Source organism: Paraburkholderia sp. RL18-101-BIB-B, assembly GCF_046026985.1.
Classification (GTDB): domain Bacteria; phylum Pseudomonadota; class Gammaproteobacteria; order Burkholderiales; family Burkholderiaceae; genus Paraburkholderia.
In genome coordinates this window covers 40776-54857 of record NZ_JARESV010000013.1, presented here as the reverse complement: position 1 = coordinate 54857, position 14082 = coordinate 40776, and the positions used below count along the sequence as shown (strand labels likewise).

At 62.9% G+C, this 14082-nt stretch carries 14 protein-coding genes; 8 read left to right on the top strand and 6 right to left on the bottom strand.

What is annotated here, in order from left to right:
• Positions 1-15: 15 nt before the first annotated feature.
• The 6 genes from P0D73_RS20030 (at position 16) to P0D73_RS20005 (ending at position 5827) form a co-directional block, all read left to right on the top strand.
• Entirely contained in the window at positions 16-999 is a 984-nt protein-coding gene (locus P0D73_RS20030) for a thiamine pyrophosphate-dependent dehydrogenase E1 component subunit alpha (protein ID WP_132382393.1), read from the top strand.
• A 36-nt stretch (positions 1000-1035) separates the two neighbouring features.
• Positions 1036-2040: an alpha-ketoacid dehydrogenase subunit beta gene (locus tag P0D73_RS20025; protein ID WP_408177048.1), complete on the top strand. Its 1005-nt coding sequence runs from the start codon at positions 1036-1038 to the stop codon at positions 2038-2040.
• Positions 2041-2043: 3 nt separating this feature from the next.
• The gene (locus P0D73_RS20020) at positions 2044-3156 is read left to right on the top strand and encodes an acetoin dehydrogenase dihydrolipoyllysine-residue acetyltransferase subunit (RefSeq protein WP_408177049.1); all 1113 of its coding nucleotides are present in this window, start codon (positions 2044-2046) and stop codon (positions 3154-3156) included.
• Position 3157: 1 nt separating this feature from the next.
• Positions 3158-4144 (top strand): lipoyl synthase, encoded by a 987-nt coding sequence (gene lipA, locus P0D73_RS20015; RefSeq protein WP_408177051.1) that lies wholly within the window; start codon positions 3158-3160, stop codon positions 4142-4144.
• A gap of 286 nt (positions 4145-4430) precedes the next feature.
• On the top strand, positions 4431-5468 hold the full coding sequence (locus P0D73_RS20010) for a hypothetical protein (RefSeq protein ID WP_408177052.1): 1038 nt from the start codon (positions 4431-4433) through the stop codon (positions 5466-5468).
• A gap of 152 nt (positions 5469-5620) precedes the next feature.
• On the top strand, positions 5621-5827 hold the full coding sequence (locus P0D73_RS20005) for a hypothetical protein (protein WP_408177053.1): 207 nt from the start codon (positions 5621-5623) through the stop codon (positions 5825-5827).
• A 139-nt stretch (positions 5828-5966) separates the two neighbouring features.
• Here P0D73_RS20005 and P0D73_RS20000 read toward each other — a convergent pair whose 3' ends face one another.
• From P0D73_RS20000 to P0D73_RS19985, 4 genes are all read right to left on the bottom strand, one after another.
• Entirely contained in the window at positions 5967-6359 is a 393-nt protein-coding gene (locus P0D73_RS20000) for a 2-oxoglutarate dehydrogenase (protein WP_408177055.1), read from the bottom strand.
• 83 nt (positions 6360-6442) lie between these two features.
• Positions 6443-8290, bottom strand: coding sequence for a S10 family serine carboxypeptidase-like protein (locus tag P0D73_RS19995; RefSeq protein ID WP_408177056.1), 1848 nt, complete (start codon positions 8288-8290; stop codon positions 6443-6445).
• Between the two features lie 452 nt (positions 8291-8742).
• A complete protein-coding gene (locus P0D73_RS19990; RefSeq protein ID WP_408177057.1) occupies positions 8743-9231 on the bottom strand; it encodes a GNAT family N-acetyltransferase in 489 nt (162 codons plus the stop codon).
• A gap of 23 nt (positions 9232-9254) precedes the next feature.
• On the bottom strand, positions 9255-10472 hold the full coding sequence (locus P0D73_RS19985; protein ID WP_408177058.1) for a sensor histidine kinase: 1218 nt from the start codon (positions 10470-10472) through the stop codon (positions 9255-9257).
• A 281-nt stretch (positions 10473-10753) separates the two neighbouring features.
• Between P0D73_RS19985 and P0D73_RS19980 the strand changes: the two genes are divergently transcribed.
• A complete protein-coding gene (locus tag P0D73_RS19980; RefSeq protein WP_243658532.1) occupies positions 10754-11113 on the top strand; it encodes a response regulator in 360 nt (119 codons plus the stop codon).
• Between the two features lie 103 nt (positions 11114-11216).
• Here the strand turns inward: P0D73_RS19980 and P0D73_RS19975 are convergent, their stop codons facing one another.
• Positions 11217-12116: a LysR family transcriptional regulator gene (locus P0D73_RS19975; RefSeq protein WP_408177061.1), complete on the bottom strand. Its 900-nt coding sequence runs from the start codon at positions 12114-12116 to the stop codon at positions 11217-11219.
• Positions 12117-12220: 104 nt separating this feature from the next.
• Between P0D73_RS19975 and P0D73_RS19970 the strand changes: the two genes are divergently transcribed.
• A complete protein-coding gene (locus P0D73_RS19970) occupies positions 12221-13102 on the top strand; it encodes an aldo/keto reductase family oxidoreductase (protein ID WP_408177062.1) in 882 nt (293 codons plus the stop codon).
• 18 nt (positions 13103-13120) lie between these two features.
• Here P0D73_RS19970 and P0D73_RS19965 read toward each other — a convergent pair whose 3' ends face one another.
• Positions 13121-14029: a LysR family transcriptional regulator gene (locus tag P0D73_RS19965; RefSeq protein WP_408177064.1), complete on the bottom strand. Its 909-nt coding sequence runs from the start codon at positions 14027-14029 to the stop codon at positions 13121-13123.
• Positions 14030-14082: the final 53 nt, after the last annotated feature.

Genomic DNA, 14082 nt, shown 5'->3' with positions numbered 1-14082 from the left:
CCAAGGAGACACACCATGTCGGTTTCAACTGAGTTGAGCAAGGAAGATCTATTGAAGGCGTATCGCATGATGCGCACGATCCGCGAGTTCGAGGAGCGTCTGCACGTTGAATTCGCGACCGGCGAAATTCCCGGCTTCGTGCATCTGTACGCGGGCGAGGAAGCGTCGGCCGTCGGCACGATGCTGCATCTGAACGACGCCGACTATGTGGCGACCACGCACCGCGGCCACGGCCATTGCATCGCCAAGGGCGTGGATGTGCGCGGCATGATGGCCGAGATCTACGGACGCAAGACCGGCGTGTGCCACGGCAAGGGCGGTTCGATGCACATCGCCGACCTGTCGAAAGGGATGTTAGGTGCGAACGGCATCGTCGGCGCGGGCGGGCCGTTGATTTGCGGCGCGGCGCTCGCGGCGAAGTACAAGAAGTCGGGCGGCGTCGGCGTGTGCTTCTTCGGCGACGGCGCGTCGAATCAGGGCGTGATTTTCGAATCGTTGAACCTGGCCTCGGTATGGCGGCTGCCGGCGATTTTCGTGGCGGAGAACAATGGCTACGCAGAGGCGACATCTTCGACGTGGTCGGTGGCGACCGACAACATCGCGGATCGCGCGAGCGGCTTCGGCATGCCGGGCGTGATCGTGGACGGGTTCGACTTCTTCGCCGTGCATGAAGCGCTCGGTGAAGCGATCGAACGGGCGCGCAAAGGCGGCGGTCCGACGCTCGTCGAAGTGAAGTTCTCGCGCTATTTCGGCCACTTCGAAGGCGACGCGCAAACCTATCGCGCGCCCGGCGAAGTGCAGAAACTGCGCGACGAGAAGGATTGCCTGAAGCGTTTCGAAGAGCGCGTGGTGCGCGCCGAAATGCTGAGCGCGGATCAGTTGCGTGGTGTGGATGCCGAGGTGAAGAGTTTGATCGAGAGTGCGGTGACGGAAGCCAAGGCTGCGCCGTTGCCGACTGCTGAAGACCTGCTGAGCGACGTCTACGTGTCCTATCCGTAACGCACGCGTTGCATACCTAAACGATTGGAGACAGACATGGCACGCAAGATCACATTCTCTCAGGCAATCAACGAAGCACTGAGTCAGGAAATGGCCCGCGATGAAACCGTCATCGTGATGGGCGAGGACAACGCGGGCGGCGCGGGATCGCCCGGTGAACAGGACGCGTGGGGCGGCGTTCTCGGTGTTACGAAGGGACTGTTTCACAAGTATCCAGGACGTGTGCTGGACACGCCGCTCTCCGAAGGCGGCTATATCGGCGCAGCAGTCGGCGCGGCGGCCTGCGGCATGCGGCCGGTCGCGGAGTTGATGTTCATCGACTTCATGGGCGTGTGTTTCGACCAGATCTTCAACCAGGCCGCCAAGTTCCGCTACATGTTCGGCGGCAAGGCGGTCACGCCGGTCGTGATTCGCGCGATGCAGGGTGCGGGCTTGCGCGCGGCGGCCCAGCATTCGCAGATGCTGACTTCGTTGTTCACGCACATCCCCGGACTGAAAGTGGTCTGCCCGTCGACGCCATACGACGCCAAGGGACTGCTGATCCAGGCGATCCGCGACAACGACCCGGTCATATTCTGCGAGCACAAATTGCTCTATAGCCGCGAGGGCGACGTGCCCGAAGAGTCGTATGCGATTCCGTTCGGCGAGGCGAACGTGGTGCGCGACGGCGACGACGCCACCATCATCACCTACGGACGCATGGTGCATTACGCCACCGAAGCCGCCGAAAAACTCGCCAAGGACGGCATCCAGGTCGAGGTGATCGACTTGCGGACGACCTCGCCGCTCGACGAGGAAACGATCCTCGAGAGCGCGAACCGCACCGGGCGCGTGGTCGTGGTCGACGAAGCGAATCCGCGCTGCTCGATCGCCACCGACATTTCCGCGCTGATCGCGCAGCGCGCGTTCCACTCGCTCAAGGCGCCGATCGAAATGGTGACCGCGCCGCATACGCCCACGCCGTTTGCCGGTGTGCTCGAAGACATGTATATCCCGTCGGCCGCGCAGATCGCCGATGCTGTGATGAAAGTGAGGGCTTGAGCGATGCCGATCCATATGATCACGATGCCCAAATGGGGCTTGTCGATGGAGCAGGGGCAGGTCAACGGGTGGCTCAAGGCCATCGGCGACAAGGTAGTGAAGGGCGACGAGATTCTCGACGTGGAAACGGACAAGATATCGTCAGGCGTCGAGTGTGCGTTCGAAGGCATCCTGCGCCGGCAGATCGCCCAGGAGGGCGACACGCTGCCGATCGGCGCATTGCTGGCAGTGGTGGCGGACGCGGAGACGCCGGACGCGCAGATCGACGCCGAGGTCGAAGCGTTCCAGCGCGACTTCGTGCCGGCCACGTCGGCGGCGGGCGACAGTGGCCCGCAACCGGAGAAAACGCAGATCGGCGGACGCACCGTGCGCTATCTGAAACTCGGCGAAGGCGGTACGCCCGCGCTGCTGATTCACGGCTTCGGCGGCGATCTGAACAACTGGTTGTTCAATCACGCCGACCTTGCCGCGCATCGGGCAGTGTGGGCGCTGGATCTGCCGGGTCACGGCGAATCGGGCAAGACGCTCGACACCGGCAGTGCCGACGAACTCGCGGACAGCGTGATCGCCTTCATGGACGATCGCGGCATCGACAAAGTGCATCTGATCGGACACTCCATGGGCGCACTGATCGCGATGACCGTGGCGGCGCAAGCGCCGGGGCGGGTAGCGTCGCTGGCGTTGATCTCGGGCGCGGGTCTGGGCAAGGAGATCAACGGCGACTACATCCAGGGCTTCACTGAAGGCAGCAATCGCAATGCGCTCAAGCCGCAGTTGGCGAAACTCTTCGCCGACCCGAGTCTCGTGACGCGTCAACTGGTGGAGGACATCGTGAAGTACAAGCGGCTCGAAGGCGTGCCCGAGGCGCTGCGCAAGATCGCGGCGTCGGCCTTCGACGGCAACGTGCAACGCGCGAGCTATCGGGACCGGCTGGCGGAACTCGCGCCGCGCAGTCTGGTGATCTGGGGCGCCGGCGATCAGATCATCCCGGCCGGGCATGCGCAGGGTCTGCCAGGCGACATCCGCGTTCATGTGCTCGACGGCAACGGGCATATGGTGCAGATGGAGGCGGCCTCCGAAGTGAATCGTCTGCTCAACGATTTTCTGGGGAGCTGAGATGGACGCCGCATTGCATGCCGACAGCGTCACCGCGCTCGGTCAGCACGGTAAGCGCAGCGCTGACAAGCTCGCGCGGATTCCGGTGAAGATCGTGCCGGCCACGGACGGCGAAGTCCTGCCGAAGCCGCCGTGGCTGCGCGCGAAGCCGATGATGAGCGAGGCTGTCGCGGGCATTGCGGCGATCTTGCGCGAGCACCGTTTGCATTCGGTCTGCGAGGAGGCAATGTGCCCGAACATCGGCGAATGTTTTGCGCGGCGCACCGCGACGTTCATGATCATGGGCGGCATCTGTACGCGGCGCTGTGCGTTCTGCGACGTCGCGCATGGCCGCCCGGCGCCGCTCGACGAGGCCGAGCCCGCTCGGCTTGCCGATGCCGTGGCGGCGCTCGGGTTGCGCTATGTCGTCGTGACGTCGGTGGATCGCGATGATCTGCGCGACGGCGGCGCGACGCATTTTGCGCGCTGCGTGACCTTGCTGCGCGAGCGCGTGCCGGGCATTCGGGTCGAAGTGCTGACGCCGGATTTTCGTGGACGTATTGAGCGGGCGTTGCAGGCGTTCTCGGGCGCGTGGCCGGATGTATTCAATCACAACCTCGAAACGGTGCCCGCTCTCTATCGTGCCGCGCGTGCGGGCTCGGACTATCAGGGCTCGCTGCAACTGCTCGCGCGCGTCAAAGAGGCGAACGAGGCGATGCTGACCAAATCAGGATTGATGGCCGGATTGGGGGAATCCGACGAAGAACTGCTCGGCGCAATGCGCGATCTGCGCGCGCATCGCGTGGACATCCTGACGATCGGGCAGTATCTCGCGCCGTCGCGTTTTCATATGCCGGTGCGGCGGTATGTGACGCCACGACAGTTCGACGCCTGGGGCGAGGCCGGCTTGGAGATGGGCTTTCGCGAAGTCGTGGCGGGGCCGCTGGTGCGCTCGTCGTATCAGGCGGACCAAGTTGCCGACATCGCCATGGCACGCGCAACGCAATGATATGAAGAACGGTTGCCGCCCTCGCTTGTCGTTATAGACGACAGCGAGGAGCGGCACCGTCGCCGTTTAAAAGCAGGCGCGGCTCGTCATTTCGTTTGCAACAATCTATGTCGGAATATGTCACGCAGCGCGAAAAACGCCCGCAAACCCTTGTCGCGCGGGCCTTCCTCGTGGTGAAACAGGGTGACATATCTTCCCTGTCGATTATGTCGGTGCGTCCTTCTATAGTCCGTTCTGTCGCCACGCAGCAGTGACAGAAGTGGCCCGAATCCAAGAAGGACATACCGTGAAAAATCATTCGTTCGTCGTCCCGGCCGCCGCCTCTGCCTTTGCCTCTGCAACCGACTCAGTGTCGAGCGCCTCATCCGCACGCGGCGCGCTGCGCAAGCTCGTCCTCTCCGCCACGGTCGCCGTGCTCGCGCTCGGTAGCGCATCGGCGTTCGCCTGGTCGCAACACGGCACGGCGTACACCTCGCGCGGCACCTATAACGGCGCGCGTTACGGCTCGTGCGGCGGCAGCAGCTGTTCGCATGCGGGCGGCGTCGCCGGCCCTTACGGTGGCCTCGCGACCAACACCGGCACGGTGACGCGCAATGCGCCAGGCCAGTTCTCGAATTCGGGCACCGCGACGGGGCGCTACGGCAACTCCGTCCAGCATGCAGGCGACACCAGCTGCGCCGGTGGCACGTGCTCGCACACCGGGACGTTGACGGGCCCGGATGGCAAGACGGCCACCACTTCCGGCGATGTCACGAAGACCGGCACGGGGCAGTATTCGTCGTCGGGATCGGTAACGGGTTCGAACGGCAACACGGTCAACCATTCGGCGTCGACGAATTGCGCCGGCTGGACGTGCTCGCGTTCGGGCACCGTGACGGGTTCGGATGGCGGGACCGTCAACCACTCCGGCTCGGCCACGCGTGTGGCACCGGGTGTCGTGACGACTTCGACGAGCGTGACGGGCACGCACGGCAATACGGTGACGTCCAGCGGGACGGTCGTGGCGACCACGGGTGTCGTCGCGACGGGCGGCACGACGGTGGTGGTCGCGCCGAAGCCGGTGGTGGTTGCGCCGCCGGTTGTGTACGTGCCGCCGCCTCCGGTCGTGGTGACGCCTGCGCCAGTTGTCGTGACGCCTGCGCCGGTGGTGGTTGCGCCTAAGCCCGTTGTGGTCGCGCCGCCGGTTGTGTACGCACCGCCGCCCCCGCCGCCCGCCGTGTATGTCGCTCCGCGGGTCGTGTATGTCGCGCCGGCGCCGCGTCCGGTCGTGTGGGTGCCGGGTCACTGGATTGGGCGCGTCTGGGTGCCGGCGCATTGGTCTTGATCGGCGCGGCCATGCGAGTCAAATCCCGCGTGACAGTTGTGCAAGGTGGGGACATGGTGCGCCGATCGTCTTTCGATGCTTCATCGACACGGCGGTTTTATCAAGCAGGCGCGTTGGCAGCGATGGTGGTTGCCGCGGGGGTGGCGATTGCAATGAGCCGCTTCGTGGCACCAGCGGATACGCGCGGGGCGAGTGGATCGTCGCAAGAATGTTCCACTCGCTACGCCGCGTTGCTCGATCTTGCGGAACTGGCGAGACGCGACGGCAAATCATCCGAGGTGGTCGTGCGCGGGCTGCGCGACAGAGGCGGTGTGATGAGCGGATGTTTGTCGGTGGGCGGCAGGGCTAATGCGGATTAGCGTTCTGATTGCTGCTCGCGCCACTCACGCCACTCACGCTACTCGCGCTACTCGCGCTACTCGCGCCACAAAAAAAGCGCTCCCGGTTCCATAACCGGGAGCGCTTTTTTGTCATGCGCGGCGTAGTGGCGCTTCCGCGCTACCGCCCTTGCTGCTGCAAATACTGCCTGACATCGCTCAGCGTCACGCTGCCTTTATGGCTCGTGTCGATCTGATCGAAGTGCTTCGCCACAAAGCCGAGACCCTGGGTTTGCGCCTGCGCTTTGGTGACCGACGCGCCGTTGCTGAGCGCCGAGTTCGCCCCGAGACGCGCCTCGAGCCGTCGTTGCGCTTGCTGCTGCAATGCCGTGCCGGTCGATGGCGCAATCGGTGCCGCCCGGTTTTGCGGGAAGAACGGCCCGTCGACGCCGCGTGCGCCGTTGGGCGGCGTCGCGGGCGCCACCGCTTGCGGCGGCAACGCATATGCACTGCCGACCAGGCAGCCGAGAGCAATCAACGGGGAGACGCGCCGTAACTTATCGATAAGAGACATGATGACTCGCATGGATTGAGTGAATAGGGTATCGCGAACGAGGTTCATCCGATCGGTTCCTTGAACGTTCCATGAGTGCGCGGTCAGGGCGCCGTCACTTGCGCCGTGGCCGTGGCGGTCGGCTCGCTGGCGGGACTTTCGTCGCGCCACGGCGCCGGCAGCGTCCAGAGGGCGAGCGCATCGGGCAGCGGCGTGCCGCGATAGAAGCGCACGAGGTCGCGCTTCATCAGCGGACGGGCGACGTCGTCCAGATAGATCATGTGGCCACCCTGGAAGAAATTGACCTGCAAGTCAGGATTCAGCCCGGGCACGGTCTGCAACCGCGCCAACTGCTTCTCGGTATTGAGGAACGGCGTGGCCAGATCGTGGAAGCCGTTTTCCGAGAGCACCCTGAGCTGCGGATTGAGCGTCAGCGCACCGAGCAGGTCGGGGATCGTGTCGGGCAACGCCTGTCCGTCGTGCGAGAAATCCCACAGCTCGATGATGTTGTCGTTCAGCGGCATATAGGTCGCGTTCGGCGCCGTGTACCCGAGATAGTCCGGCATCTGGGTGGCGAGCGCCGTGGTGAACGGCTGCGAGATCAGGATGTCGGACGGATCGGAATCGCTCTGCAGACGCGGATCCGAATTCGGCAACGACACGCGCCCGTCATAGCGGCCGATCGTCGTGCCGGGCAGCAGGCTCGTCGAGAACGGATCGCGGTTGAAATAGCCCTGCAATGCCTGCACGGTCAAACCCGACGGCAGGGTCCAGGAGTCGAGCGTTTTCGCATTGGGGAAGACGGGCTTGCCCAACGCGTCGGGTATGCCGAGCTGGCTGAGCACCCATGATTGCGAGTAACGCCTGAACTTCTTATATTCCGCCGTGACGAACAGGCTGGTCTGCAACGCGTAAAGATCCTGATTGAGCGGCGCGGGCGACGCCTGGTTGTAATACGCCGCGACCTCCGCATAGCCGGGGAAATAGCCCGCCAGCGTATCCGTATCGAGCGCCAGCTCTTCCGACGACGCCGTGATGGCGACAGCTTCGATCGCATCGGCGAAATAGTTCAGGATTGCCGATTGCAGCACGATGCCGGTCAGATGCACGCCGGCGGATTCGAGCGCCAGCGCCAGCATGTCGGTACGCGGCGTGCCGTACGACTCGCCATACAGATAGATCGGCGAGCCGCCGCGATTGTTGACCGCCAGATAGCGCTGGATGAAGTCGCGCATGATGTTGACGTCGGCGTCGGTCGTCCAATACTTCTTGTTCGTGTTCGGCAGAATCGCTTCGGAAATCCCGGTTCCGGGCGGGTCGATGAAGACCATGTCCGTGGTGTCGATCAGGCTCTCCTTGTTATCCACGAGCGGATAGTTCGGCCAGTTGCCGAACACCGGGTCGGGCGTGGCCACGCGCGTCGGCGCGAATGAGCCGAGCCGCAGCCAGATCGAGGAAGAGCCCGGGCCGCCGTTATAGACGAACGTGACGGGGCGCGCCGCGCCGTTCGCGCCCGGCGCGGTGTACGCCACATACGACATGGTGGCTTCGGGGTTGCCGTTCGCATCGGCCGCCGTCAGATGGCCGGTGGTGGTGGTGTAGTTGATCGGCGTCTTGCCGAACGTCCACTGGTAGTGCATGACCGCCGCCTTCTCCGCGGCCTGGGCCGGCGCGAGACCGTCGTTGGCTTTGGCCGAATAGGCGACCAGGTCGATATAGGTTTGATTGGCGGTCGGCGCCTGCGGCTGCGACGCGGCCTGGGCGCTGAGTTGCTGATTCGCAGCGGTCTGCTGCATGCTCACGGCCGTGCCGGAGGACGAACTGCCGTCCCCGCCGCCGCATCCGCCGAGCAGCATGACCGTTGCTGCCATTGCCACTGTCAGGGTTCCCGGAGCCGGCAGCTTGCGCTGACGAAAAGGGCTGTTGCCTCGAAGACGCTCGTCTCGTTTCATCTCTATCCTCGGTGGTGGATTCAGATACCTTTTCACAAAGGCCGCTGTAGCGGATGAAGATGCATCGGAGTTCGAAATATTCTGGATGCATCGCCGCAAATACAGCGGTGGAGACCAATTTTCTTAAAAATGCATAGCCATTTCCCTGCTATGCGGGATGCGTAGAATAACTAAATATTGTGATTGAATATTCCGGTTATCTCGGCATGTTTTTCCGTTTTTCCGCAATCGAATATTCGTATATTGGCGGCAGATAAAAAATAGGTGACGCCGTAGCCCTTTGTCAAGGACGCGACGAATTTCCGTAATGACGGCTTCGGAATGCTGCGCGTGGATTCGTGCGGAACTAAGTGCGTACGGGCTTTACGGCGCAATTAATTCGCTGATTATTTATTACAAAATGGAAGTTTTTGTTTGCTAAACGTAATGATTAATTTGTGTGGATTGCCCGGTTATGCCAATTGATTTTCCGGGTGAATCAGATTGAGTTCCAGAAATACCGCGCCGGCAATCGGATTGAAGACATAAGCCGGAATCCGTTCGAAACCCAGCGATGCATAAAGCTCGAGCGCGGCTCGCATGGTCGGCAGCGAGTCGAGGCGAATGCGGTGATATCCCGCGTCTCTCGCGATATCGCAAATGCGCGTCGCCAATTGCCTGCCGGCCTGCAGACCGCGTCCCGCTGGACGAACATAGAGCCGCTTCATTTCGCACGTCGTGTCGTCGAGAGGCCGCATGGCGACGCAGCCAACGAGTTCTTCATCGTTGTGCGCGAGAAGCACCCGGCCTCGCGGTGCCGCGAATGTGCCGGGCAAGTCGGCGAGTTCGGACTCGAAGTTCTGGAAGCCGAGATCGATGCCCAGGCTCTCGGCGTATTCGCGGAAGATGGCCCGGACCGCTTCCAGTTGCTGTGGGAATTGGGCGGTCGTGATCTGGATCATGGGTGTTCGTGGGTCGTGCGGTCCTATTGCGGTTCCACTAACACCAGCGGGAAACGGATCTCGAACGTCGTCCCCACCCCTTCGCGCGAGACGAAATCGATGTGTCCGTTCAACACGCGACACAGTTCCTTGACGATGGCGAGACCGAGGCCCGTGCCGGGAATATCTTCACCCGCGGCGCGCTCGAATTCGTCGAACACGCGGTCCGCATCCGAAGGCGCGATGCCCACGCCGGTATCCGCGACGCGAATCGACCAGTGCTCCGCGTCGGCCATCGCGAAGTTCAATTCGATTTCCCCCGATTTCGTGTACTTGGTCGCGTTGGAGAGCAGATTGACGGCGATCTGTTTGAGCTTGAGACGATTGGATGTGACCGCCGTCAACGCCGGATCGAATGCCGCGCGCAACGTGAGTCCTTTTGCCTCGATCGAAGGACGCGACGAGGTGACGAGCTCGTCGTACAGCTCGCGCAGTTCAACCTGTTCGAATGCGAACGGGGCGCCGTCGCCGAGCACCATGGAATACTCGACCATCTGCTCGACCAGCTGTTTCATATCGGCAGCCTGACGGTTCGCCAGCGTCAACGCCGTTTCGGCCCTGGCAGGCGCGCGCGAGATCAATTGCAGCGCGATGGAAAAGGTGTTCAAAAAATTGCGCAGATCGTGGACCACGCTGCGTGTGATCTGCATACGCGACTCGTACAGGTCGCTCACCAGCCGCTGCTTCAGCATCAACTCGTGATTGGCGCGCTCGAGCCGGCCGGTGTACTCGTCTATCTTGCGGTCCCGTTCGCTGACCACTTCCCTGATCGACGTGAGCGTGACCATGCTGAAGGTTTCGGCGATCAGGCGCCGTGCCCGGCTCTCATGGCGGCGCGTGAAGGTGCTGTCGAGACTGGCGAATTCCTCGAGCGCTTCGGCCAGCACCTGATCGAAGAGATCGAGTTCGCGCACCAGTTCCTCGATACGATAGCCCTGGCGCCAGCGGACCTTGCCGTGTTTTCTCGCATTGCGCTCGATGGTCGTCTCGACCCGTTCGAGATCTTCGACATCGAGCGCCGCGCACAGTCCTTCGAGAATCTCCGGCAGATGATCCGCCAGTTGCTGATAAGTGAGTTTGTCCGCTTCGACGAGATCGGTGTCGCCGAATACGGCATTCATCCATTGCTCGGTGAGTCGGGTCCGTTCCGCGCGAACGAAGTCAGCAAAATTGCGCAGCGGGCTAACACGTGTGTCGGTCATGATGGCGCATTGGGGTGAAGTTTCTACAACGTACAAAGGCTCGAACTACCCACGCGCGTCGGACCGGAGGCGCATGGCATGCCTCACAGGACAGGTACGTTCGGCTGGAGTCAATTAAAGGCCTGGCCGGCAAGCTCTCTGCCCTCGCGTGTCCCGAAAGCGCCGCCGCAGCCGATTATTCGCACCATTATCGCCGCAATCGCGGATTGTGGAACACCTCTTGCGGCGCTGTAGTCGGATGACAATAACGCTAACTCGAACGTTTAACCCGGCGGCCACTGATGCACTCAATCTTGCTGGTAGACGACGAGCCGGAAATCCTGGCGGCGTGGCGCCTGATACTCGAGAACGAAGGTTACGAAGTCGGTTGCGCGAGCAACGGCGCGGAGGCGGTCGCGCGTGCCGCAACCAGCGTTCCCGCCCTGATCATCACCGACTGGATGATGCCCCTGGTGGACGGCGCTGAATTGTGCCGTCGACTGAAGGCGATACCGGAACTCGCCAACGTGCCGATTCTCGTGCATACCGCTGTTCCGCCGCCCGAAGGCGCGGTCAAGAACTGGGATGTCTGCCTGAGAAAGCCGGTAGGCGCGGAGCTTTTTCTGACGACGGTCGCGCAACTGTGCAAGCAGCGGTATTAGCTGTTGATCGTTTGAGCGCACAACGGGCGGTTTCTTCCGATTCTCGCGTGCCGCATCTTTGATGACCGGCAATATTGTCTCGCGCATTTCTCTGCGCCTCTCATCAACCCGAATTGAGCACCTTCAAAAAATCGACGAATGCGCGCAACGGCGCCGGCAAATGACGATGCCCCGGATAGTAGAGAAACGGCCCTGAAAAACGCTGCCACCACGGCTCCAGAATCGGCTCCAATGCGCCGCTGTCGAGATGCGGGCGAAGCATGTCTTCGAACAGATGAATGACACCCACGCCCGCGACGGCCGCGCTGACCGCGAGATCGATTGCCGCGCCGGGCCGCACCAGCAGCGGTCCCGATGGATTCAACTGCAACACTTCGCCATCGCGCTCGAAATACCAGATCGGCATGGCGCCACCGGCGAACTGTCCGCGCAGGCACGCATGCGAGAGCAACTCGCTGGGATGATCGGGACGGCCGTACGCGTCGAGATAGCCCGGCGCTGCCGCCGTGGCGAAGCGTTGCACGCGCGGTCCGATCGGAATCGCGATCATGTCCTGTTCGAGCCGCTCGTCATAGCGAATGCCGGCGTCGCAGCCGATCGACAGCACGTCGACGAAACCATCCTCGACCACGACCTCGACGCGGATGTCCGGATACGTCTTCAGGAAGGCAGCGACGATGCTCGGCAAGACGATCCGGGCGGCGCTCGACGGTACGTTCAGTTTGAGCGTGCCGGCCGGCTTGTCCCTGAACACGTTCAGCACGTCCAGCGCCGCTTCCATCTCGCTGAAGAGCGGCGTCAGCTTCTCGATGAGACGCAAGCCGGCCTCGGTCGGCGCCACGCTGCGCGTGGTGCGGTTGAGCAGGCGCAGACCGAGCTTGGCCTCGAGGCGGCGCACGGCGATGCTCAGACTCGACGCCGACACGCCGCTGATGCGTGCCGCGTCGCGAAAGCCGCCCGCGCGGGTGACCGAGACGAAGGCGGCCAGATCGTTCAATTCCATGGCGATTGTGCAGAATTTTAAACAACCCGTACACGTTAGACGGCTTTATTTAACAACGCAACCACGTCCATACTGGCGTTCAACCACTCACCAAGGAGCGCGTCATGTCGAACCTCATCACCACGGACACCTTTCCGCTCGCCGGCCGCTCGGTACGCCGCATGGGCTACGGCGCCATGCAACTCGCCGGCCCCGGCGTATTCGGTCCGCCGAAGGATCGCGATGCAGCGCTCGCCGTGTTGCGCGAAGCGGTGGCGTCGGGCGTCAACCACATCGATACGAGCGACTTTTACGGGCCGCACGTCACCAACCAGTTGATCCGCGAAGCGCTGCATCCTTATCCCGGCGACCTCGTGATCGTCACCAAGGTGGGCGCGGTGCGCGGCAGCGACGGCGCGTGGCTGCCGGCATTCGAACCGGACGATATCGAGCGCAGCGTGCACGACAACCTGCGCAATCTCGGCCTCGATGTGCTCGAGGTCGTGAACATGCGGATCATGGGCAGCGTGCATGCGCCCGCCGAGGGTTCGATCGAAAAGCAGGTCACGGCACTGGCCGAACTTCAGCGACGTGGACTCGTGCGTCATATCGGCTTGAGCAACGTGACGGCGACGCAGATAACGGAGGCGCAGCGCATTGCCGAGATCGTCTGTGTGCAGAATCACTACAACCTGGTGCACCGGGAAGACGACGCACTGATCGAGGAACTCGCGGGGAAGGGGATCGCGTATGTGCCGTTCTTCCCGCTTGGCGGGTTCACGCCGATTCAGTCGTCAGCGCTGTCGGACATTGCACAAACGCTCGGCGCCACGTCGAGGCAAGTCGCGCTCGCTTGGCTGTTGCAGCGGGCACCGAACATTCTGCTGATCCCCGGCACGTCGAGCGTCGGGCATCTGCGTGAAAATCTGCAGGCGTCGCAATTGAAATTGTCCGCCGAGGTGTGCGCGGAACTGGATGCGATCGGTCTCGCCAACGGCGAAGCGTGATCGCAAAGCACTGCGATTTCACACCGAATTCGCGATGGTCTCCCGCAGCCACTGATGTGCCGGATCGCGGTGCGAGCGCTCATGCCAGAGCATCGCGATCTCGTAGCCCGGCACATCCAGTGGCGGCTCGACCACCCGCAGCGCGTTGTTGTCGCGTACCAGCCGTTCCGGAAGCATGCCCACCAGGTCGGTGCTTGCAAGAGCCGACAACATGAACAAAAAGTGCGGCACGGACAGCACGACCCGACGCGTCATGCCGGCCTTCGCGAGCGCTTCGTCTGTCGCGCCGGCAAACCCGCCGCCGTCCGGCGATACGATCACGTGCTCCAGTTTGCAGAACTGCGCGAGAGTCGGCCGGCGCTTCAGACGCGGGTGACCCGCGCGACCCACCAGAACATAGCGCTCGGCGAACAACACCCGGTGGCGCAATCCTTCGGGCGCGCCTTCGCTGGTATGAAATCCCAGATCGATCTCCCCTTGTTCCGCTTGCCGCGCAATACGTGGCGGAGCCAATTCGACGACGGCGAGGCGCGTGCCCGGCGCCGCCGCGCGCAAGCCGGCCAGCGCGGGCAGGATGATCGTCAATTCGACGTAGTCGGTCGCGGCAATGCGCCAGCTTTGCGTTGCTTCGGCGGGATCGAAAGGGCGCGCCGGCGCCACCGCGCGTTCGAGTGCTTCGAGCGCTTCGCGCAAGGGTTCGCGCAACGCCTCGGCGCGCGCGGTGGGCCGCATGCCGCGCGGTCCGGGCAGCAACAGCGGGTCGCCAAGGACATCGCGCAGTTTGGCCAGATGCACGCTGACCGACGGCTGCGAGAAGTTCAGCCGCTCCGCCGCGCGCGTGACATTGTGCTCCGACAGCAGCACGTCGAGCGTGACGAGCAGGTTGAGGTCGAGTCTCCTGAGATTATTCATGGCTATACCTGACATATTGGCAATTCATTTCCAATATACCGGAGCGCGGTCTATCTTTGGTTTCTTTC